Here is a 22,506-nt window from a genome sequence, read left to right on the forward strand (position 1 = left end):
TACATATGTATTTACTTTATAGTAATGAACAAATTAAAAAAGATATAACTATTATTTATTTAAATAATTACTTAAATAAATTAAATAAGGAAGTTAAATAATGCAAAAACAAAAACAAGAAAAAGTATTACTTAAATGTATTGTTAAAGATTGTAATAGTAAAATATTAGTTACTTTAAAAACTGTAAATATAGAAGATAGTGTAGTTCAATTTTTTAATATGTGTTATTTTCATAAAAAACAATTTAAAAATAAAGTAAAAGAAATTAAAAATGAATTTAAAAATAAGGAATAAATAATGACATTTTGATATTGATTTACACATTGATTTTATTTAAGTAGATGAGAATTAATGAATGTACCGATATGATATGAAATAGTTGCTAGTTTAATAATAATTGGAATAATAGGTTTAATATTCGGAATTATTGGTATTGGATATTTAATTTATGAAAAAATAACTAATTAAATTATACATATTTAGTAAATATTTATGATATAAAAATAATATAAACTTAATAATAGTTTTTAACTCATTACTTTATTAAAAGTAAATGAGTTTTCATTTTGAAAGGAAGATAAAAATTAATAAATCAATTATAAAACCTATTTTAATGGGAATTTCTTTATATTCTTTCCCACATATTAAGAAATATTTTAATGAAAAAAATGATTTTGATTATACAACTTTGTTTTTATCAATGATTTTTGGTTCAATTATAGGATTAGTATTTTTTAATAATGAATCAAATAAACAAATATCTGATAAAAATGAAATTTTATTACCTAATGATATAGCAGAAATAAACAATATAGAACTACAAAATCAACCTTTAACATATGAATTATATCCATCTTTTATTTAAAAAAAGTTACCATAAGGTAACTTTTTAATTAGGTGCCAACCTAATAATATAACAGTGAAATTATATACTTATCTTTCTCTATAACCCTCGATAAGTATTACAATAAATTATACATTAATATTTAAGATTGTGGGGAAATATTATTTTATGTTTTTCCCGAAAAAGAATTTACAATAATATTAAAGTAAGGAGAACCATTTTTAGAAACATTAATATTATCGTTTTTAATAACAGTATTAGATAATTTATCTTTTATTTCTTTTTCTGTAGAATTTTCATTAAGTTTATATACATCTAAAATTTGTTTTAAATTATTATTATTGTTTATAACAAAATAAACATATTTTGCTTTTTCATAAAGAGAATTTATAACATCCGGTATAGATGTTTTTCCAATAATATTTTTTTTGTCAATTTTAAAGAAAATAAAAGGTGATTTTTTATCAAATGTTTCAATATTAATTCCTTTAATTTCACTAAAAGATATATCATATTTTTGTGGTAAAACATCTGGATTATTATTACAAGCGATTATACTAGCACCAGATGTACTTGATAAAATTATTGTTGTTAAAATTCTAATTCATTTTTTCATGAAATTACTCACCTACTTATCTTATTAATGGTTTTATTATAGCATATTATCTAGGATTAAATACTATTTTTGAAATAGTTAATTTATAGTATTTATAATATCTTATATATTGTGTTATTGGTCTTACAATATCTTTTTCACTAAAAAGTGCAAGTTCTAATTGCATGATATTTGGAAATAATTGAACAATTAAATTAAATTCTTTATCATAAAAATCACAAAATCCTAACATTGTATCTTTTTTATTTTCCATGCTTTGTGCAACAATATAGTCATCAATTTTAGATTGCATATAAGTATTTTCAATACTATATAAATTATATTCGTTTCTATCAATTTCTAATCCTATCTTACCATTACCTCAGTATCCAGCATATAATCCTTGATGATATCCTTGATATGTTATTTTATTATCTTCATAATATTTTAACTTTAATGGTTTATTGTATATCGATAATTCTTTTAATTCTCTTGAAAAAACAAAAGTTTGAGATTTAGATGGATTAAAGTTTCTGTGAGGCTTTTATGTAATCTGTGTATCTTTGTTTTACAAAGTACTAGTTTAGATTAATTCTATCTTCAAATTTTATCATAAAATGAGCAATTGCTGTATTTCAATTTTGAATGGGCATTGTTCATTTTTTTGTTATATTTTCAATTGCTAAATAAAATATTTTAAAAACTGCCATATCATTAGGAAAAACTTTTTTATTTCTGATAACTTTTCGTAATTGACTATTTACAGATTCAATAGCATTTGTTGTATAAATCACTCTTTTAATTTCTGCAGGATAACTAATAAAAACAATTAAATTATCTCAATTTTTATATCAAGATTTAGCAATTTGAGGATATTGTTTATTTCACTTATTTTCAAAGGATTCTAAAGCCTGCATTGCTTGTTCTTCACTACATGCAGTATAAATTGGTTTTAAATCTGCAACTAGAGATTTTCTATGCTTATATGAGACATATTTCAAACTATTTCTAATTTGATGAACTATGCATAATTGATGTTCTGTTTTAAGATAAACTGATTGTATTGCTTCTGACATGCCTGTTAAATTATCACTGCAGGCAATAAGAATATCATTTAAGCCACGATTTTTCATTTCTGTTAAATTTGCTAATCAAAATTTAGCACCTTCATTTTCGGGACTTTCCAGCAATCTGTGTAACTTAGTGATTTTACAACTAAAATTTATTTAAAAAACACAGTTTTTAGGAAAGTCCCTCATTTCACTAATTCATAAACCTAAAACATCTTTTTTACCTTCTAAATCAACTCCTAAAGCTATATAAACTGATTTATTAATAATCCTTTTATCTTGTCGTACTTTCACTATTATGCAATCAAAATAAACAATCGGATAGACACTTTCTAATGGTCGATTTTGCCATGCTTTTACATCATCAATAACATCATCAGTAATTTGACTAATAACACTTTCACTAATATCAGCACCATGATATAACTCTTGTAATTGCATTCTAATATCTGAAAATGTCATACCTTTTGCATATAAAGAAAGAACTTGTTGATCAAAACCATCAAATCTTCTTTGTCTTTTTGCAACTATTACAGGATTAAAATTACTATTGCGATCTCGTGGTACATCAATCTCAATTTTACCTTGTTGAGTTATTAATTTTTTTGAACTTATACCATTACGAGCATTGTCACTATTACTATGTTGATTCTTATCATATCCTAAATAATTTTGCATCTCAGAATTCAACATTTTTTCTACTAATCTTTTTGTTAATTCTTTATACAATTCTCCCTCTTTAAAAACTGTTGTTAAATCTTCAGTATTTTCTAATAATAAATCTACTGCTTTTGATATTGGATCATTATTATTAATATTTTGCTTTTTAGCCATCTGTAACTCACTCTTTCTAGTCATTTAATTATATTTACTAGAATTAATTAAACATAGTTATTTTTGTAAGTTACACAGATTACTAAACATTACCTAATTTCCATCTCATTTTACGTCTTCTTTATTAGTAGGTTTTCATGTAAAATATAATTCTGTTTTATTGGGGCTTATTGCTTTATTTCATCATATAATACTTGTTCCATATATTGCTTTTCCATCTGGTGTTAAATAATATTTAAGTTTAGTATTTTCATGGGTAAGCACCCCCATGATTAATCCTATTGTTCCAGTTGTAGCACCAGTTAGTGCTAATGCTAATGTTATTTTACTTAAATTTGTTTTTATTCATGTTTTCATAATAAATTTCTCCTTTTTTATTTTGTTATTTTTTTCTAATTCTTCACAAGTTTTTAATCATTTTGGTAATAATTCATCTTGTAAGTTAATTGCATGATTTTCACAAAGAAAAAGACTAAATGTTGTTGATTTTAATTCTAATAAAACAATGTTACTTCATTTGTTACTAGAATTTTTATTTTGACAAATAACATTCATTTTACAAAATCTTTAAAAAAGATTTTAAATTAATTACAACTTTTATTTTTTCTTTTATAATCATAATTTGTTTTTTTCTATAATAATAATTAAAGAATTGTACAATTATTAAATATTGATTTTGAGTTATCATTTTCATATTCTTGAGCTTCCTTTTTTAACTCTTCCACTATTGTGCATGATGAATTTAAGATTAAACCTGATTCATAACTTTCTTTAAGTTTGTTATCAAGATATTTATTTCAATTTTCAAACATATTTTCATCTAATTTATCAATGTCTTCTTGAGTTATTTCAATCTCAGTTTTATTAAAATTATTTTTACAAAATATTTCAATTTCTTCAAATTCAATTTTTCATTTTTCTTTAAGTTTTATATCAAGTTTTGCAAAAGTTGCTAAACTTAATGAATCAATTGCTTTTCTTAATTGCTGTTCATTAACAAATCTTGCACTAATATCTTTTTCAGCAATTGAACCATCACCGTTACCTTTATAAGTTCCATTTAAATCTAAATTTAATTTAGTTAAATCTACAGCAAAAAAATATCACAACTTTGAACTTGATTTATTAGCATAATGTTGGCCAAGATAATGAATTTTTATTTTATCATTATCTTTAATATTAATGCCAGTTTCTTCAAATATTTCATCAATTACTGTTTGATAAGGATTTAAATTTTCAAGGCCACCAGTTATAGTACTATACGTACTATGAACTTGTCAAGAAAAGTGGACAATAAAAGTAACCTTTTATTAAATTTTATAAAATAGCGTTTGTAAGTGTTAAATTTATAGGTATGAAGTAATTATTTGTTGGTTTGGAATGAGCTAATCGATATTCGATTGGACTCATTCCTTTTAATTTTATTTGAGGTCGATAATTATTATAAAAGTAAATATATTTAGGTAAGTTGTCTTGTATTCATTCAATAGTTCTATTTTTTCTTGGAATTTGATATAGAAATTCTGTTTTCATTGTTCCAAATCAAGTTTCAGTAGCACCATTATCACAGGAATTACCTCTTCTAGACATTTAAATTTTTATTTTTAATTCATCACATAAAATTTTATAAGAAGGATTTGTATAGTGAAATCCTTGATCTGATTGTAAAATTCATGAAGTAGGTTTTTGAGCATTAACTCAAGCTTGGATAATGTTTTGGACAACAAATGTCATGTCTAAACTTGCACTTATTTTATAATCTAATATTTCATTATTATGAAAATCTTTAACAATTGATAAATAATATGTTTTACCATTAGTTAATAAATAAGTTATATCAGTACCTAATTTTTCATTTAAATTAGTAGTTGAAAAATCACGTTTTAATAAATTATCATATCTTAAACTTCCTGATTTAGTTCTATAATCAAATTTTTTTATGCGAACCTTAGCTTTTAAACTCATATTTTTCATATATCTATATACAATATGAAATTTTAATTTTAAATTATAAATTTTGTTAATTCATAAAGTTATCATTTTATAACCATAAATTTCTTGAAATTCATAAAAAATATTTTTAATTATATTAGCTAAAAATGTATCTCATTTATTAAATTCATTCATTCCATTCTTAATTCACTTATAATATCCTGATTTTGAAACATTTAATAATCAACATAAATAACTAATCTGATATTTTTTCTTCAATGAGAAAATCACAAAATATTTCTTCTTTTTTGTCGATTTTTCTAAATACTTTTTTATATCGTTCATTGCCTCAATATATTCAATTAATTCTTGTTTTGTCATTTCATTAAAATTTAAAGATTTGGGTCGACCTGTTCTTTTGGTTTTTTTAGCACGAATTCCATTGCCATATTCTAAACCTTTTTCACCTAATAATTTATATGCTTTAATTCATTCTTTTATTGATGATCGACCAATACCATACTCTAATGCGGTTTTATCAATTGTTTTAATTTTACTTATTTTTATTATTTTTAACTTTTCTTCTTTTGATAGTCATTTAGCCATAAAAAAATGAACACCTTCCTTAAAGTATTTTTAACACAAAGGTTACAATTCTGTGTCTACTTTATTCTAGATGTTCAAACGAAGCAACTAAAAGAATGTATCAATCATTTAGAGATGATGTAAAAAATCAATGAGAAAAAAGAGATTGAAGAATTTTAAAAGAAAGAGATAGAAAATATATCCCTGTTAAAATTAAAACAAGAACTAGAAATACTATCAATGGTCTTGTTATTTATAACTGTCGTGATTATAAATATTATGATGAACAATTAAAAAAATGAGTTCGCGTTTGTTTATTAGATGAAGAATTAGAATTACCTAAATATAAAAGAACTTGTCAAGATATAAAGAATAACGTTATTGAACATTTTGCAGATGGAAAAAGGTATATTGATATTTTACATACTATGAAACAAACAAAATTTAGCACAACAAGTATTAGTAGATTATTTCAAGAATATCAAGTTAGTAAATTAGATGTTCCTAAAATAAAATTAGAACCAAATCAATTTATTTATATTAGTATTGATGACGGACATCGAAAGTTTTGAAAATTTAAACGAAATTCTGGTAAATATTCAATGCGTTTAGTGTTATTTTGTACAGATAATGTTAATCATAAATTAGTTAATAAAAGAGTAGATGTAATAATAAGACCAACAAAAACTAAAATTGGAGTTCAAAAAACTGCTGAATTTATTTTAGAACAAGGAAATAGATTTTTTGAAAATTTTGACCAAGCAAAAATTATTATTTGTGGAGATAGTGCAGAGTGAATTAAAGATGTTGCAAATTATTTAGGTGCACAATTTGTTTTAGATAAATTCCATTTAGTTAAAAAGTTGTATGTAGGAATTATTGCAGGAAACAAAGGAAAATATTTTGAAGAATATAATACTTGTAGAAATTTTATTGAAAATGGTCAATATGATGAATTAATAAAGTATATGAATGAAATATTAAAAAATCATAAAAAATTAAAAAAACAATATTTTAAAAATAATAAACAAGGAATTGAAAATCAAGGTGCAAAATGAAATATTGGTACTTTTGCTGAAAGTAATATTTGATATATTTTAAAAGAAATGCTTGGTAATAGAACATATAGTATAGATATTTATATTAAAATGGTTATTTTTAAATGTAATCTTGTAAATTCTAAAACATAATCATTTTTTTTATTTTTAATTAAAAATATTAAAAACTTATTAAATTAAAAGTTAATAAGCATTTTTGTTGTATATTGATATTAAATTTTCTTAGTGATTTTTTAATATTTGTATTTTAATTGAAATTAATTTAATTTAGTAGTAATATAAATGTACAATTGCATATAATTACAATTATTTCTTGTCTATAATTTTAAAGAAATGTTTAAAAAGTAATTATATCCTATGTTTTTGAGAACCTCCCATAAAAAATTAATGAACATAGTAATTATTAATAATTTCACAATTTTCAATAGCATCTCAAAAGTTATTATCTACTTTTTTTATTTTTAAATAAATATTTAAAAAGATTAGTAATATAGTTATAAATAATAAAATTGGACTTAAAATTATAGCAAAAACAATTCCAATTTTTAGTTGTACTAATAATTTAAGATTATAGTTTTCAACAATATTTTGGAAGAGGTAATGTTTGCAAAAATATAATTTATTATTAGTTAACATATAAATTAAACCATCTTCTTTTATTAAATTAAAACCATTTTCTTTTGTTATTATTTCTTGTTTTCGATAATGATTATAGAAAGAAGGAATATATTTTATATCATTTTTTATGTTAAAAAAATCTATTAGGGTTAAAGATGTAAATATAACCAAAATAGTTAAAATCAATAGTGATAGTGTTATTAAATTTATTTTTTTAAGTTTCTGAATTTTCATTTCTAAAAATCTCCTTATATTTTATTTATAGGTTAATTTTATTTTGTTAGGAAAGTATTATAATATATTTTTTATTAAATAAAATTAAATTATGAAATATTTATATATAATATTTTAATAATGATTTGCTATTATTTTTTTGTTTTTTTGTTATATTATAAGTAGTAATATTTATTACCAATTTACGATGAATTGCAAAGCAACGAAGATTAAAACCCCAATATATTTATTCAAAATTTCAGTTTATTATTTTATTTTTAAAGTAACTGTTTTTCTTTTAAAGGAGCACACATCACCATGGCAATTAAAGATGTACAAAGAGATGGTAATTGTTTATTATGAGCAGTAATCGTTTCATATTTAGAACAAGTTAAAACTAATAAAAACCAATTTAAGACAAGATATAAATCGCTTTTTGGTATAGAATTCGGTTGAGAACGAATTTTTAATTTTGCTGATTTTAATTTTGCTGATAAAGAAAATGAAAAATTAGTTAAAGTCTTTCGTAATCGTATTTGTGATTATATTGAAACAAATTTAGATACAAAACGTCCAAATAATAAAGCTAATTTTAGATCAATGTTATTAGATAGTGAAATTAATAAAAAAAATAAAGAATTATATCATAACAATAGTGAAGATACACAAATAAGAAAAACTTTAGAACAAATGAGAAAAAATGGTGAAATAACAGGTTCTGTTGAAATTGAAGCAATTTGTAATATTTTAAATTGTGATATTATTAGAATTAATGAAGATTTTGATATTGCAAATAGGGAAAGATTTGAACCAGATAATGTAATTGCTAATAATGATAATAATGAAGTGAAGTTATACTATCAAGCTCGACATTATCAATATTTTTCAAATGTTACTAATCAAACACCAGCAAAAAGGAATGAGGAAGAAACTACAAAAGTAGTAACACCTTCATTTGAAGTTAATTCAAGTAATAATAGTTTTCAAGAAAGTATTTCATTTCCAAGAGAAGAAAGTGCTGATTTTTTAATTAATGCTAGATTGAAACTTAAAAATCAGTTGTCTGATAAAGAAATTAATGAAGAAACACAAAATGCTATAATTGATATTTTTATTGAAGATATAATTAAAGTACCAGCACATCAAAAAAATGAAATATTAGAAAAATCTATTTTTGAATTAAATAATCAAGAACAATTATTTACAAATCCTAATCTTGTTTTTGAATCATTTATTAAACCAATAATTAATGATTCAAAAACAGGAGATCAACAATTATTAAAAGAAAGTACTAATACAAATACTAATTAATTAGTATTATCACTTTTGTATTTATTGATTTGTTATATTAATAAAAAATAACCAAATATTTGGTTATTTTTAGTATATTTTAAATTTATTTTACTTGGTATTTAATAGTTGCTGATATGGAAAAATTAGAATCTTTTACAAATTTTCCATCTTCAGTTTTATACATTCAGAATAAAAAAATATCAAATTTTATTGTTTTATTTTCATTATCAATTAATATTTTGTTCAGTTGATCACCACTGATAGAAATACGTTGTTCTACTAAACCTAGTTTATAGTGTGATGTTCTAATACTTCTTATATAATTTTCTAATTTATCAAATGTTAATTTTTTATTTGAATCTGTCGGTTCTTGATCTGTAACTCAAGGATCTATTTTAAATTTTGCTTCCATAGATTTTTCAAGAAATGCAAAATATTCCTTGTATGCTTCAACATATTCCTTGCCATATCTTTCTTTATCATTAGCAACTTTAATTTTTTTAATAATTTTTTCTAATCTTTATTCTTCAGTATCAACTTTTGTAATTATAATATTTACTTTTCCTGTATATTTACTGTCAGCTTTAGCATGTAGTTCTGCTGAATCAGCAGTTCCTTCAGATGCTGCTTTGAAGTTTTTAATTTCAACGTCATTAGCAGTTACATCTTTGTTTTGTTTAATGATTTCATCAAGATGAACTTGTCAAGAAAAGTGGACAATAAAAGTAACCTTTTATTAAATTTTATAAAATAGCGTTTGTAAGTGTTAAATTTATAGGTATGAACTAATTATTTGTTGGTTTGGAATGAGCTAATCGATATTCGATTGGACTCATTCCTTTTAATTTTATTTGAGGTCGATAATTATTATAAAAGTAAATATATTTAGGTAAGTTGTCTTGTATTCATTCAATAGTTCTATTTTTTCTTGGAATTTGATATAGAAATTCTGTTTTCATTGTTCCAAATCAAGTTTCAGTAGCACCATTATCACAGGAATTACCTCTTCTAGACATTGAAATTTTTATTTTTAATTCATCACATAAAATTTTATAAGAAGGATTTGTATAGTGAAATCCTTGATCTGATTGTAAAATTCATGAAGTAGGTTTTTGAGCATTAACTCAAGCTTGGATAATGTTTTGGACAACAAATGTCATGTCTAAACTTGCACTTATTTTATAATCTAATATTTCATTATTATGAAAATCTTTAACAATTGATAAATAATATGTTTTACCATTAGTTAATAAATAAGTTATATCAGTACCTAATTTTTCATTTAAATTAGTAGTTGAAAAATCACGTTTTAATAAATTATCATATCTTAAACTTCCTGATTTAGTTCTATAATCAAATTTTTTTATGCGAACCTTAGCTTTTAAACTCATATTTTTCATATATCTATATACAATATGAAATTTTAATTTTAAATTATAAATTTTGTTAATTCATAAAGTTATCATTTTATAACCATAAATTTCTTGAAATTCATAAAAAATATTTTTAATTATATTAGCTAAAAATGTATCTCATTTATTAAATTCATTCATTCCATTCTTAATTCACTTATAATATCCTGATTTTGAAACATTTAATAATCAACATAAATAACTAATCTGATATTTTTTCTTCAATGAGAAAATCACAAAATATTTCTTCTTTTTTGTCGATTTTTCTAAATACTTTTTTATATCGTTCATTGCCTCAATATATTCAATTAATTCTTGTTTTGTCATTTCATTAAAATTTAAAGATTTGGGTCGACCTGTTCTTTTGGTTTTTTTAGCACGAATTCCATTGCCATATTCTAAACCTTTTTCACCTAATAATTTATATGCTTTAATTCATTCTTTTATTGATGATCGACCAATACCATACTCTAATGCGGTTTTATCAATTGTTTTAATTTTACTTATTTTTATTATTTTTAACTTTTCTTCTTTTGATAGTCATTTAGCCATAAAAAAATGAACACCTTCCTTAAAGTATTTTTAACACAAAGGTTACAATTCTGTGTCTACTTTATTCTAGATGTTCATATTCCTAAAAAAAGTACTGATTATGTAAAAAAACTTTTCTTGAACAATATGAATTGTTATCAACAATTGGAACAATCATTTGAGATGAAAAAGATAGAAATAAACCAATTATTCATTGCCATACTACTTTTGGTGATGATAATTTTAACGTAATTGGTGGTCATATGTTAGACGCGAAAGTTGCTATTAAGGCTGAAGTAATAATTGATATTTTAAGTAATGAAAAAATATCACAAGTTATTGATAAAAAAAGTAATTTTCATATTTGAAATTTATCTTAATTTAAGGAAAATTATTTAAAAATGGTCATATTATTATTAATATGACCATTTTTTTAAGATTTTCCTAATGAACCAAATTCTGTTAATAATTCTTTAGCTTTAAGTTTAATTGCTTCCATTCCTGGCTTAAAAATTTTTCTAGGATCAAACCCTTTATCTTCATTAAGTTTTCCTTCCGTAACATATTTTTCAATAGCTGCGGCGAACACTTCTTGTAATTCAGTATTAACATTAATTTTACTAATTCCTAAATTAATAGCTTTTTTAACCTGATCTTTTGGAATTCCAGAACCACCATGTAATACCATTGGCTTATTTGAAGCTACTGATAAATTTTTTAACACATCAAAATTTAAACCATCTCAATTTTTAGGATACTTTCCATGAATATTATTTATTCCGGCTGCTAAAAAGTCAATTCCTAAAGCTGCTAATGATTTACAATCTTCCTCACTAGCAATCTCACCACTACCAATAACTCCATCTTCTTCACCACCAATAGTACCTGCTTCTGCTTCAACAGATGCATTTTTTTTCTTAGCATAAGCAACTACTTCTTTGGTACCTTTTATATTTTCATTAAAATCTAAATGAGAACCATCAAACATAACAGAACTAAAACCAGCATCTAATGCTTTCTTACAAGAATCTACTGATTGACCATGATCTAAATGTAATGTAACTGGAATAGTAATATTTAAATCATTCAATAACGCTAAAGTCATACTAGCAACTGTGTTAAATCCACCCATGTATTTAATAGCACCTTCTGAAACACCTAAAATAACAGATGATTTAGTTTCTTGTGCAACTTCAAGAATAGATCTTGTTCATTCTAAATTATTAATATTAAAGTGAGCAACGGCATATTTACCTGCTTTTGCTTTATCAATCATATTTTTTGCACTAACAAATTTATTCATTTCTTTTCCTTCTTTCTTAAAATATTATAACCTTATATTATATTTTTTCATAAAAAATCTAGTTGCATATATATTTTGAGAATATACAATTCATAAAAATTATAACAATTTTAAAATTAAATTTTCTTACTTTATCATTATTTTTTAATAATACTTTTAATTAATCCTAAAAATAAAGGATTTGGTTTATTAATTCTTGATGTGAACTCAGGATGAAACTGACTTGCAATAAAGAATGGATGTACTTCTTTTGGCAACTCAATCACTTCTACCAAATCTTCTTTATTATATATACCACTAAAAATTAATCCATTTTTTGCAAGTAATGTTTTATAACTATTATTAAATTCATAACGATGACGATGACGTTCAATAATAATAGTTTGTTTATAAAGATATTTTGCTAATGAATCATTAATTAAAGTGGTTGGATAATTACCCAATCTTAAAGTTCCCCCGATTTGATCATTTTTATTTTTGCCACGTAATAAATCAAAAATAGGATTTTTAGTTTTTTCATTAAATTCAGTAGAATTAGCATCTTGTAAATTACATACATTACGAGCATATTCAATACAAGCTAACTGCATTCCTAAACATAATCCCAAGAAAGGAACTTTATTAACTCGAGTATAATTAATTGCATTGATTTTGCCTTCAACACCACGATTACCAAAGCCACCAGGAACAATTATTGCTTGGAAAGGAGAAAGCATAGAATTAATGTTTTTACTATCTAAACTTTCAGCGTTAATAATTTTATAATTAACTTTAGTATTAAGACTATAACCTGCAATTTTCAATGATTCAATTACTGATAAGTAAGCATCACTTAAATTCGAATATTTTGCCACAATACCAACAGTAACCTCTTGATTAATATTATCTAACTTTTTAACAATTGTATGTCATTCTGACATATCTGGTTTAGTTTTATTTAATTTTAATAATTCTGAAACTACTTCATCAATTTTTTGTTGTTCTAAAGATAATGGCACTTTATAAATATTATCACAATCAGGAATTGCTAAAACATGCCTGCGTTTAATATTACAAAATAAAGATAATTTATCAAAAATATGATCGGGTGGCATAGTTTCACTACGACAAACCAAAATATCAGGTTGAATACCTAATGATAATATTTCTTTTACTGAATGTTGACTGGGTTTCGTTTTAAATTCACCAACCGAATGTAAATAAGGAATTAATGTAGTATGAATAACAATAACATTTTCATGACCTTTTTCGTTTTTAACTTGTCTAATGGCTTCAATAAAAGCTAATGATTCAATATCACCAACTGTTCCACCAATTTCGGTAATAATAACATCAGCCTTACTATTAATTGCGGAATTAAAAATATGTTTTTTAATTTCATCAGTAACATGTGGTACAACTTGTACAGTTTTCCCTTCATAAAAACCATCGCGTTCCTTTTTTAAAACAGTTTGGTATACTTTTCCGGCAGTAATATTGGAGTCTCTAGTCAGATTTTCATCAATAAAACGTTCATAATGACCTAAATCTAAATCAGTTTCAGCACCATCACTAGTTACATATACTTCACCATGTTGATAAGGATTCATAGTACCTGGGTCAACATTAATATAAGGGTCAAATTTTTGCATAAAAATCTTAATATTTTTTTGCTTTAATATACGCCCAAGCGATGCTGCTGTAATTCCTTTACCTAAAGATGATACAACACCACCAGTAATAAATATATACTTTGAATTCATTAGTTTTCTCCTAAATATTAATTAATAATATCATTATTATTCATCATCATAACTATCTTCTAATGGTTGAATACTAATGGTATTTAAATCATCATCTTCATCTTCTACGTCTTCACTTAAATCTATAGTTTCATCATTATCTGTAACTGTTTTAGTACTATCAATTTCTTCTTTTGTATTATTTGGAATTTCTACTCTTGTCATATGTTCTTTAATTTCCTCTAATGAGACTTCATTACGTGGATATCAAAGTTTATCATTTTTTAAGAAAAAATTGGTATTTAAAATAATTCCAGTATAAAGTTCACCAGCAATTTTTTCTTCATCTTCTTTAGAAATATTACATTGTTTTTTAACATGTGTTCAAATTTCATTAAAACTGCTTTTTTTCTTTTTGCATAAAAAACTATATGCTACTTCTACTAATGTTTGTTTGTTTTTCATTTCTTAATCACCTTCTAAATTGTATATTATAAATAATAAAAAATATATTTTTTACATCTTTTTAGGCGCATCCACACCAATTAAATTTAAAGCATTTGCCATTATTTGTTTTATTGCTAAAACTAATGTTAATCGTTGAATTGTTAATTGTTGATCTTCACTAATAACTTTATGTTTATTATAATAAGAATGAAATAACTTAGCTAATTTTTGAATATAATTTGTAAGCAAATGTGGTTGATGCTGTTTTTCAATTTTTTGCAAAATAATTATATATTCATCTAATGTAATCAATAATTCTTTTTCCTTTTGTTCTGTTAATAAATTAATACTATTTGCAATTTCAAATTTTGGATAATTCTCTATAATTTGATTTATACGCGCATGAACATATTGAGCATAATAAACAGGATTTTCGTTAGATTGTTGTTTAGCAAGTGCTAAATCAATATCAAGATGTGATTCAACTGATCTTGATACTAAAAAATAACGTAAAGCATCCTTTCCAATTAAATCTATCATATGTCTTAAAGTTATTGATGTTCCTGCTCTTTTTGACATTTTTTGTTCTTTACCATTATCAATAACCTTTACCATTTGCATACATAAAATATCAAGTTTAGTGGCATCATTATTAAGCATATATAATCCCGCTTTAATTCGTGGAATATAGCCATAATGATCTGCTCCTCAAATATTAATTAACATATCACTACGTTGAAATTTAATATGATGATAAGCTAAGTCAGGAAGCATATATGTATAAGTTTTGTCTTTCTTAACAATTATACGATCTTTATCATCTTCAAATAAAGTAGTTTTTAAAAAAATAGCACCATCAAGTTGATAAGTATTGCCTTGCATTTCAAATTGTTTGATTAAATTAGAAATAATATTTTCTTTATATAAAAATGATTCAGAAAATCAAATATTAATTTTAACTTTAAATTTTTTTAAATCTTTTTTAATTTCTGAAAGCATATAATTAATACCAAATTCTTTAAAAATTAAAGAAGAAGTTTCATCAAAAGGTTTATTTGCAAATTTATTACCATTTAATTTCAAAAATGATTCTGCAGCAGCTAAAATTTCAGAACCACGATAACTTTCTTTTGGTAATTCAACAGCATTGCCACAAAGATTTTGATAATTTATGAAAATTGAATTGGCCAAAACATTAATTTGATTACCAGCATCATTAATATAGTATTCTCTAACTATATTATATCCTCTATGTTCTAATATATTAGCTAAACTATCACCAATAACCGCATTTCTTGCATGTCCTAAATGTAAAAGTCCGGTTGGATTAGCACTAATAAATTCAATATTATAAGTAATATTTTTTTTATTAGATTGACCATATAATGATTTCTCATTAATAATTTTCATTAATAACAAACTAAATACTTCAACATTAATATTAATATTAATAAAACCAGGAGTAATATAATCAATTTTTTTAATTAATGGGTGTTTCTGATGAATATTTTTAACTATAATTTTAGCAATGTCTAATGGTTTTTGTTTATATTTTTTTGCTAATATCATTGCTATTGATGTAGAATAATCACCTAAGTCATTATTTTTATTAATTTCAATAACAACCTGATTCAATTCTATTTCATAATTTGCAAATGCTACTGCATCAAGAATAATAGTAGTGAGTTCATTAATAACATAACTGTCCACAGTTCAGACCCCTTTCAATATCTAAAATATTATACTCATAAATTTAATTTATATCATATAAAAAAGTAAAAATAAATACTTTTTTATAAAAGTTGTTCAATTGTATCATTAACATACTGTATAAATCCAATTCTGATTAAAAATTCCAAAATAGCAACATCATTGTAATTTAAATCAATTAATTCTTGATAGTTACCAAAAATTTGATTATCAAGCACATTTCTTAATTTATCATTAATTTTTTTTGGATCATCTTCGATTTTAATTCCTGAAACTTTAACTAATTCTAAATCAATTTTTTTTTGCATTTTAACTTTAGTATTATCATCTTTATATAATTCTATTAATTTTAAATATAATTCTTGTAATAAACTTAAAGCCTTGACAAAATTACTTAGTAATTCTTGTTCATTAATTATATACGAATTTAAATTATGAAAATAATTATGATTTTTCTCAGCTTCATATCTTGCTGCTTGACCGCCAGGATTAATTTGTTCAAAATAACGCAAACGTTCTCTTAAGTTTAATAATATTTTACTCATTTCCTCGCTTTCAACTCTTGTAGTATTAATTAATTTAATCAATCGTATTAAATTATGAAAATTAAATTTTTTCTTACTAGCTGAAGGTTCAACTTGAATATATTTTTTTAAACAATGCTTTAATTTTAATTCTAACGATTGATATACTGAAAAAAGAGTAATATGAAAATTATCATATCCAATCCCTTTTTTAATATTTAAAATAGCGTTAACTGCATACATATTAGCGCGATCATTATCATTACCCAAAACATTAGTTAAATGCAAAGTTCTTGGAAACTTATTAATCATTGTAAGTAATGTTTCTTTAAATTTAATTTTTAACGTATTATCTTTAAATTTAATTTGTTTTATTTTAACTGATTTTAAATCATTATATTCATTACCTATTATAAGGTAGGCAAAAATAGAAAAATAAACAATTACTTTTTCTTTAAAATTTATTCAAGTAAAATTTAAAGTTTTAATAGCATTTTCAATTTTTTCTTTATTAATTAATACACCCAATATCACTATTACTTCTTGCGTTGCTAAATGATACTCATGTGAATTTAAGTAAAAATCTCCTGGGGTTAAATCTAAAATATTTGGATACTCAAAAATTTTATTAATTGATTTTAAAATTTTCATAATTACCTCATTTTATAATACTTTTAAATTTCTATTTCTTTTTTAAAAAATAAATTGTATTTGGTGCTTTAATTGGATCTTGCAAAATTTGTGAGATTTTTTCTAAAGTAATATATTCTTCGTTTTTTGTTTTAATAATAATTGGATCTTTTTTAAAATTCTGAATTGTAAATATAAATGGGACAAATGGGACAGTTTTTAAAATAATTGTATTAAGTCTATTGGGCTTTTATAAGATAGTGATTTTCTGGGTGTAGAATTAATTTGAAATGCTATAGCATTTAAGTCTTTTTGTTTATATAAAGATAGATCTGTAGATTTTGGTAAATATCTTCTTAAAATACCATTATTATTTTCATTTAAACCTCTTTGACAAGGTTTGCCAGGATCTGCAAAATAAATCTTAACATTGCAAATTTTTTCGATTAATTTTCATTTACTAAATTCTTTACCACGATCAAAAGTAATAGTTTTAACTGTTCCTTTTTGTAACTTTGAAATAAATTTTATTATACTTTTTGTAATATTTTCTGCTTTATGATTTTTAGAAACTAAAGGAATTGTGGTTTTTGATCATATATCAGCTAAAGTAATAATAGAACTTTTATGATCTTTACCAATGATAGTATCACCCTCTAAATGACCAAATTCTTGTATATTTTTAATATTAGGAATGATTAAATTTCTTTCATGAATAGATTTACAATTATTAATTCGTCCTCTAGTTTCTTTTCGTTTATGAGGTTTATTTTTTCCTTTTCTCAATAAGTTATTTTCATCAAAACCCATTCGATTTGTTTTAAACATGTTATATAAAGTTTTTGTTGAAATACTTTTTATTTTATTTTCCTTTAAAAAATTAGCAATTATATCAAGCGCATAATTTTTAGTAATTAACAAAATTAAGGGACTTTCCTAAAAAATGTGTTTTTTAAATAAATTTTAGTTGTAAAATCACTAAGTTACACAGATTGCTGGAAAGTCCCATAATTATAGTATTAATTTCTGTTAAAGTTAAAATTATTAATTTTCTACCTGCATTTTGCTTCTTTTTTGAATTTGATTCAATATTTCTAATGGTAATAAGTTTTGATTTAATAATCTGCAAACTCTATGTACAGTTGATTTACTATAATCAACAGCTTTTGCTATTTTACGAATTGAAAATTCATAACTTTTATATTCTTTTATTGCTATTATTGATTCAATAGTCAGATACTTATACATTGTGCTAATTCCTTTCTTTTCTTAATTATAGAATTAACACAATTTAATTTTTATATAAATGTCCTTTTTAATTTTACAATTCAGGATAATAAACTTGAGAATACATATGGAACCTTGTGATTAAATAATTTTCAATAGCAGAAATTGCCTTGTATGAAAAAACTAAACCCTCTTTAATATCAATTATCATATTCGTAATAATTCAATCAATATCAATACTTCCATAACCAACTCCTGTAAAATATCCATCACGCATTAAATAATCAATACGATCACAATCTAATTGCGATGATACCAATTGAATTTGATATTTAGGATAATTTTTATAATCCTTCTTAAGGATACCAATAATAGCATTAATATTAAATTGTTTTAAAATCATGTTAATTTCAGTACTATTATCATTAATAATAGCACAAGTATAATCTTCATGAGTAAAATTTTCTTTTTTATTAACATTAAGGTTTATGATTTTTTCAAAAGTGTGTGAAAAAGGACCGTGTCCTAAATCATGTAATAAACCAGCAATTTTAATGTTTGTTTTTTCCTCTTTAGTTAATAAAGAAGAACCTTCAACTTCACTAAGAACACGATTTAATATATGGTAAACACCGATACTATGAACATATCTAGTATGAGTTGCATTAGGAAAAGCAATTTGCACACCACCAAGTTGATTAATTCATCTTAATCTTTGAAATTCTTTACAAGATATTAACGCCTGAATAACGGGTTCGCTGATATTAATATTTTTGTGTATAGCGTCACGAATAAAAGTTACTTTATAATTATTGCTTGACATAAATTTTAACCTCTCATTAATATCTTATAAATTTTAGGTATTATTATTTTTTTATTTTAATAGTAACATAATATAAAATTTTTCTTCTATTTTAGTAATTATTTTGAGTAAAAAGAACAATTTTATAATTTTTATTTATAACAAAAGCAAATATTATATTTTCTAGTATAAGTAATAATATTTATTTTTCTTTAATATTTAAAATTTAATTTCACATTATTAATAATGGTATCATAACCTAATAGTTTAATGGTGCTAACTAAATCAGGTCCATGCATTTGTCCTGTTGTAATAATTCTAATTGGCATAAATAATAATTTACCGTTAACATTAGTTTCTTTTTTAACTTCATTAATAATGTTTTTAATATTATCACTAGTTCAATTTTTACAATCAATAATCTTTTTAATAAATGCTGTACAAACTAAGTTACATTCATTATCATTCAAAAAAGTCTTTGCTTCTATATCTACCTTAAAATTATTTTTAAAAAATAAACTTATCAATTCATTAATTTGACTACCATATTCTAACTCTGATTGATAAATTAATAATACTTCTTTTCATCATTCAATAGTTTTGCTATTTCAATTATATTTTTCTTTAATAAAAGGTGTAACTAAAGCTAAGTATTGTTCAACATTTAATCTTTTAATATAATAATTATTCATTCACACTAATTTTTCTGGATCAAACATACTTGGTGCTTTACTTAAATATTTTGGGGTAAATAATTTAATTAATTGTTCTTTAGTATAAATTTCTTTTTCTTCATGCGAACTTCATCCTAATAAAGCAATAAAATTAAAAATTGCTTCTGGCAAATATCCTTCTTTACGATATTGATGAATAAATTGGATAATGCTACCATCACGTTTTGATAATTTTTTACGTTTATTATTAACAATTAATGTTAAGTGGGCAAAAATTGGCATTTTCCAATTAAAATATTCATAAATAACTAATTGTTTTGGTGTATTTGACAAATGTTCTTCACCACGAAAAACATGACTTATTTCCATTAAATGATCATCAATAACAACAGCAAAATTATAAGTAGCCACTCCATTTGATTTAATAATAATATAATCTCCTAAGTCTACTGAATTAAATTCAACATTACCACGAACTAAATCTTTAATTTTATAACTTTTATTAGTGGGAATTTTAACTCTAATAGCATATGAAATTTTATTTTGTAAATTTTCTTCAATTACAGACTGCTCTAATTTTGAACATGTTCCATCATACTGGAAAGCTAAAATATTTTTATCTGCTTGTTTCTTACGAATTTCTTCTAGATATTGAGGTGTACAAAAACAATAATATGCTTTTTTTTCTTTTATTAGTATTAATGCATGTTGAATATATATATATAAACGTTCAGTTTGTTTATAAGGACCATATTTACCTGGTAAATCAATAGTTTCATCAGGAATTATTCCCATTCAACGTAAATTATCTAATTGTGAACTAATTCCATCTTCAATATTACGTTCTAAATCAGTATCTTCAATTCTAACTATAAAATCTCCTTTGTTATTTTTTGCAAATAAATAATTAAATAATGCTGTTCTAGCACCTCCAATATGTAAATACCCAGTAGGACTAGGTGCATATCGTACACGAATTTTCATATTTTCACCATCTTTATTTAATTTAAGATTTTTTAATCTTATTAACTTTTTTTCTGCTTTATTAGTCTTTTTTTAGAATTTAATTTTTTATTATTATTTTTAGAGGATTTCATTATTTTTTTACGATTAGTTTTAGATTGTAATTTTTCATTTACTTCTTCATCAAGAAAAATTGTAATAGTCTGTGTATCATTTGGATCAAATTCATTAGAACTTGGTAATGGTTGTTTTAATTCTGGTTCAAAATCAATTGCTGCTTCAATACGTTGACGATAAAAGTGATATGTTTGAACATTAATTAAATTTAATTTAAGTAATAAAATAACTGCTGCAACAAGTAATGCAAAATAAAAACCAAAAATTGATCAAACAATAGTTGAAGAAACTCAATTTCTATAATAAAAGCTTGGTACTTCAATCGTTCCTCCTCTATTAGGTATTATTTGTGCACTATCATTACTTCATTCACAATAAAGCAATTGACCAGAAAAACTTATCAAAAATCCAACAACAAAAATTATAAAGTTTACAACTAAAAATACAAATTTAAAACGAGGAGATTTTTCAAGAAAAACTCTTGCCGTAAAAATACAACTAATCAAACCGAAACTACTTACAACTAAACCTATTACTGGTAAATAATAAATTGCAGTATAACTTGAAGGATTAAAACTTGGTGAAGGTTCTGCAATTTCAAAACCATAATAATATAAATCTTTTAAAGCTGTATTTTTTGAAAAAGCAATTAAAAAAAATAATTCATAAATAATAAATGTGCTTAATAATAAATAAAAACTAATAAACCACCAATTACGAATTCTCATAAATCTGCCCCCCATATTTAATATTCAAAGTTTTTTTACTAAATTCCTTTTCTTGTTTTTTAATTTTTTTTAATTCTTGTTTTCTAATTCGTCTTTGTTTTTTTTCCATACTTCTAGTAGTATAAATTTCATAATCTGAGTTCATAAATGTAAACTTTCTACGCATAATTCAAAAAAATAGTTGTGTAATCAAAATTAAAAAAAGACTAAAAATAATAAATATTCTTGCAATAATTGGATTAATTCAATGATAATTTTCATTATATAATATTCCAGATTGTGAGATATAAGTTAATTGTACTTCTGAACTTAACATTACACTAAGAATTAATAATCAAAAAGCAGTATAAAACATTCTACTGCTATACTTTGAAGAGACAACACTTACTCTAGGAGCAAATATTAATAAAATCATACTTACAGTAATTGCAATTAAACAAACAATTGGAACATAAAATAAATTCAAAATAGGATAATTAAAATCAGTAAGTTTTACAATATATAATTTATATTTTGATACATTAATAGCAGCAAATAAAGAAAAAATAAAAACTGATAAAAAAAGAACTATTGATATTGCCAAATAAACAAAATATGCATTTTTAGTCTTTTGTTCATATGGAATAAAATATGTTTCTTTGTTTTTAATATTATCTAAATCTTTAATTTTCATT

At 23.0% G+C, this 22,506-nt stretch carries 25 protein-coding genes and 2 pseudogenes; 8 read left to right on the forward strand and 19 right to left on the reverse strand.

From position 1 onward, the window contains the following. The first annotated feature begins 100 nt into the window (after window positions 1-100). The 3 genes from ACQH20_RS06535 to ACQH20_RS06545 all read left to right on the forward strand — a co-directional run bounded on the left by ACQH20_RS06535 (window position 101) and on the right by ACQH20_RS06545 (window position 866). Window positions 101-295, forward strand: coding sequence for a hypothetical protein (locus ACQH20_RS06535; RefSeq protein WP_425376934.1), 195 nt, complete (start codon window positions 101-103; stop codon window positions 293-295). A gap of 3 nt (window positions 296-298) precedes the next feature. Further along, the gene (locus ACQH20_RS06540; RefSeq protein WP_425376935.1) at window positions 299-469 is read left to right on the forward strand and encodes a hypothetical protein; all 171 of its coding nucleotides are present in this window, start codon (window positions 299-301) and stop codon (window positions 467-469) included. Window positions 470-614: 145 nt separating this feature from the next. Next, complete coding sequence (locus ACQH20_RS06545) at window positions 615-866, forward strand: hypothetical protein (RefSeq protein WP_425376936.1); 252 nt, start codon at window positions 615-617, stop codon at window positions 864-866. 145 nt (window positions 867-1,011) lie between these two features. On the opposite strand, the gene ACQH20_RS06550 is transcribed toward ACQH20_RS06545, so the two are convergent. From ACQH20_RS06550 to ACQH20_RS06580, 7 genes and pseudogenes are all read right to left on the reverse strand, one after another. Beyond that, the gene (locus ACQH20_RS06550; protein ID WP_425376937.1) at window positions 1,012-1,461 is read right to left on the reverse strand and encodes a hypothetical protein; all 450 of its coding nucleotides are present in this window, start codon (window positions 1,459-1,461) and stop codon (window positions 1,012-1,014) included. A 46-nt stretch (window positions 1,462-1,507) separates the two neighbouring features. After that, window positions 1,508-1,753: a hypothetical protein gene (locus ACQH20_RS06555; protein ID WP_425376938.1), complete on the reverse strand. Its 246-nt coding sequence runs from the start codon at window positions 1,751-1,753 to the stop codon at window positions 1,508-1,510. 265 nt (window positions 1,754-2,018) lie between these two features. Then, a pseudogene (locus ACQH20_RS06560) lies at window positions 2,019-3,344 on the reverse strand (IS256 family transposase). A 93-nt stretch (window positions 3,345-3,437) separates the two neighbouring features. After that, entirely contained in the window at window positions 3,438-3,899 is a 462-nt protein-coding gene (locus ACQH20_RS06565; RefSeq protein ID WP_425376939.1) for a hypothetical protein, read from the reverse strand. An 89-nt stretch (window positions 3,900-3,988) separates the two neighbouring features. Continuing rightward, the gene (locus tag ACQH20_RS06570) at window positions 3,989-4,453 is read right to left on the reverse strand and encodes a hypothetical protein (protein WP_425376940.1); all 465 of its coding nucleotides are present in this window, start codon (window positions 4,451-4,453) and stop codon (window positions 3,989-3,991) included. 208 nt (window positions 4,454-4,661) lie between these two features. Beyond that, complete coding sequence (locus ACQH20_RS06575; protein WP_252319335.1) at window positions 4,662-4,934, reverse strand: IS3 family transposase; 273 nt, start codon at window positions 4,932-4,934, stop codon at window positions 4,662-4,664. After that, on the reverse strand, window positions 4,935-5,882 hold the full coding sequence (locus tag ACQH20_RS06580; RefSeq protein ID WP_425376941.1) for an IS3 family transposase: 948 nt from the start codon (window positions 5,880-5,882) through the stop codon (window positions 4,935-4,937). A gap of 95 nt (window positions 5,883-5,977) precedes the next feature. Here ACQH20_RS06580 and ACQH20_RS06585 point away from each other — a divergent pair, with 95 nt between their 5' ends. Both ACQH20_RS06585 and ACQH20_RS06590 read left to right on the forward strand, forming a co-directional pair. Then, window positions 5,978-7,051, forward strand: coding sequence for an Mbov_0401 family ICE element transposase-like protein (locus ACQH20_RS06585; protein WP_425376942.1), 1,074 nt, complete (start codon window positions 5,978-5,980; stop codon window positions 7,049-7,051). A 1,017-nt stretch (window positions 7,052-8,068) separates the two neighbouring features. Then, window positions 8,069-9,061 (forward strand): OTU domain-containing protein, encoded by a 993-nt coding sequence (locus ACQH20_RS06590; RefSeq protein WP_425376943.1) that lies wholly within the window; start codon window positions 8,069-8,071, stop codon window positions 9,059-9,061. A gap of 85 nt (window positions 9,062-9,146) precedes the next feature. On the opposite strand, the gene ACQH20_RS06595 is transcribed toward ACQH20_RS06590, so the two are convergent. Beyond that, entirely contained in the window at window positions 9,147-9,455 is a 309-nt protein-coding gene (locus ACQH20_RS06595; protein ID WP_425376944.1) for a hypothetical protein, read from the reverse strand. 49 nt (window positions 9,456-9,504) lie between these two features. Here ACQH20_RS06595 and ACQH20_RS06600 point away from each other — a divergent pair, with 49 nt between their 5' ends. Continuing rightward, window positions 9,505-9,783 (forward strand): hypothetical protein, encoded by a 279-nt coding sequence (locus ACQH20_RS06600; protein ID WP_425376945.1) that lies wholly within the window; start codon window positions 9,505-9,507, stop codon window positions 9,781-9,783. Window positions 9,784-9,828: 45 nt separating this feature from the next. On the opposite strand, the gene ACQH20_RS06605 is transcribed toward ACQH20_RS06600, so the two are convergent. After that, the gene (locus ACQH20_RS06605) at window positions 9,829-11,007 is read right to left on the reverse strand and encodes an IS3 family transposase (RefSeq protein ID WP_425376543.1); all 1,179 of its coding nucleotides are present in this window, start codon (window positions 11,005-11,007) and stop codon (window positions 9,829-9,831) included. 6 nt (window positions 11,008-11,013) lie between these two features. Between ACQH20_RS06605 and ACQH20_RS06610 the strand changes: the two genes are divergently transcribed. Continuing rightward, on the forward strand, window positions 11,014-11,238 hold the full coding sequence (locus ACQH20_RS06610) for a hypothetical protein (RefSeq protein WP_425376946.1): 225 nt from the start codon (window positions 11,014-11,016) through the stop codon (window positions 11,236-11,238). Continuing rightward, window positions 11,139-11,366, forward strand: a complete 228-nt coding sequence (locus ACQH20_RS06615) for a PCC domain-containing protein (RefSeq protein ID WP_425376947.1) — start codon at window positions 11,139-11,141, stop codon at window positions 11,364-11,366. The genes ACQH20_RS06610 and ACQH20_RS06615 overlap by 100 nt, the downstream gene beginning before the upstream one ends. Window positions 11,367-11,419: 53 nt before the next feature. Here ACQH20_RS06615 and fba read toward each other — a convergent pair whose 3' ends face one another. The 10 genes and pseudogenes from fba to ACQH20_RS06665 form a co-directional block, all read right to left on the reverse strand. Further along, a complete protein-coding gene (gene fba / locus ACQH20_RS06620) occupies window positions 11,420-12,289 on the reverse strand; it encodes a class II fructose-1,6-bisphosphate aldolase (protein ID WP_425376948.1) in 870 nt (289 codons plus the stop codon). Window positions 12,290-12,426: 137 nt separating this feature from the next. Continuing rightward, on the reverse strand, window positions 12,427-14,031 hold the full coding sequence (locus ACQH20_RS06625) for a CTP synthase (RefSeq protein WP_425376949.1): 1,605 nt from the start codon (window positions 14,029-14,031) through the stop codon (window positions 12,427-12,429). A 36-nt stretch (window positions 14,032-14,067) separates the two neighbouring features. Then, window positions 14,068-14,475 (reverse strand): DNA-directed RNA polymerase subunit delta, encoded by a 408-nt coding sequence (gene rpoE / locus ACQH20_RS06630; protein ID WP_425376950.1) that lies wholly within the window; start codon window positions 14,473-14,475, stop codon window positions 14,068-14,070. Window positions 14,476-14,526: 51 nt separating this feature from the next. Then, window positions 14,527-16,167 (reverse strand): arginine--tRNA ligase, encoded by a 1,641-nt coding sequence (gene argS / locus ACQH20_RS06635; RefSeq protein WP_425376951.1) that lies wholly within the window; start codon window positions 16,165-16,167, stop codon window positions 14,527-14,529. 83 nt (window positions 16,168-16,250) lie between these two features. After that, window positions 16,251-17,342, reverse strand: a complete 1,092-nt coding sequence (locus ACQH20_RS06640; protein ID WP_425376952.1) for a hypothetical protein — start codon at window positions 17,340-17,342, stop codon at window positions 16,251-16,253. Window positions 17,343-17,540: 198 nt separating this feature from the next. Then, window positions 17,541-18,569: pseudogene (locus ACQH20_RS06645) on the reverse strand (IS30 family transposase). 73 nt (window positions 18,570-18,642) lie between these two features. Continuing rightward, window positions 18,643-19,371 (reverse strand): HD domain-containing protein, encoded by a 729-nt coding sequence (locus ACQH20_RS06650; protein ID WP_425376953.1) that lies wholly within the window; start codon window positions 19,369-19,371, stop codon window positions 18,643-18,645. Between the two features lie 191 nt (window positions 19,372-19,562). Next, a complete protein-coding gene (gene gltX, locus ACQH20_RS06655; protein WP_425376954.1) occupies window positions 19,563-21,008 on the reverse strand; it encodes a glutamate--tRNA ligase in 1,446 nt (481 codons plus the stop codon). Window positions 21,009-21,049: 41 nt separating this feature from the next. Then, window positions 21,050-21,832, reverse strand: coding sequence for a hypothetical protein (locus ACQH20_RS06660; RefSeq protein ID WP_425376955.1), 783 nt, complete (start codon window positions 21,830-21,832; stop codon window positions 21,050-21,052). Beyond that, window positions 21,819-22,505, reverse strand: coding sequence for a hypothetical protein (locus ACQH20_RS06665; protein WP_425376956.1), 687 nt, complete (start codon window positions 22,503-22,505; stop codon window positions 21,819-21,821). The genes ACQH20_RS06660 and ACQH20_RS06665 overlap by 14 nt, the downstream gene beginning before the upstream one ends. Window position 22,506 lies beyond the last annotated feature (1 nt).

The organism is Spiroplasma endosymbiont of Aleiodes alternator (genome assembly GCF_964031135.1).
In the GTDB taxonomy this organism is placed as follows: Bacteria; Bacillota_I; Bacilli_A; order Mycoplasmatales; family VBWQ01; genus Spiroplasma_E.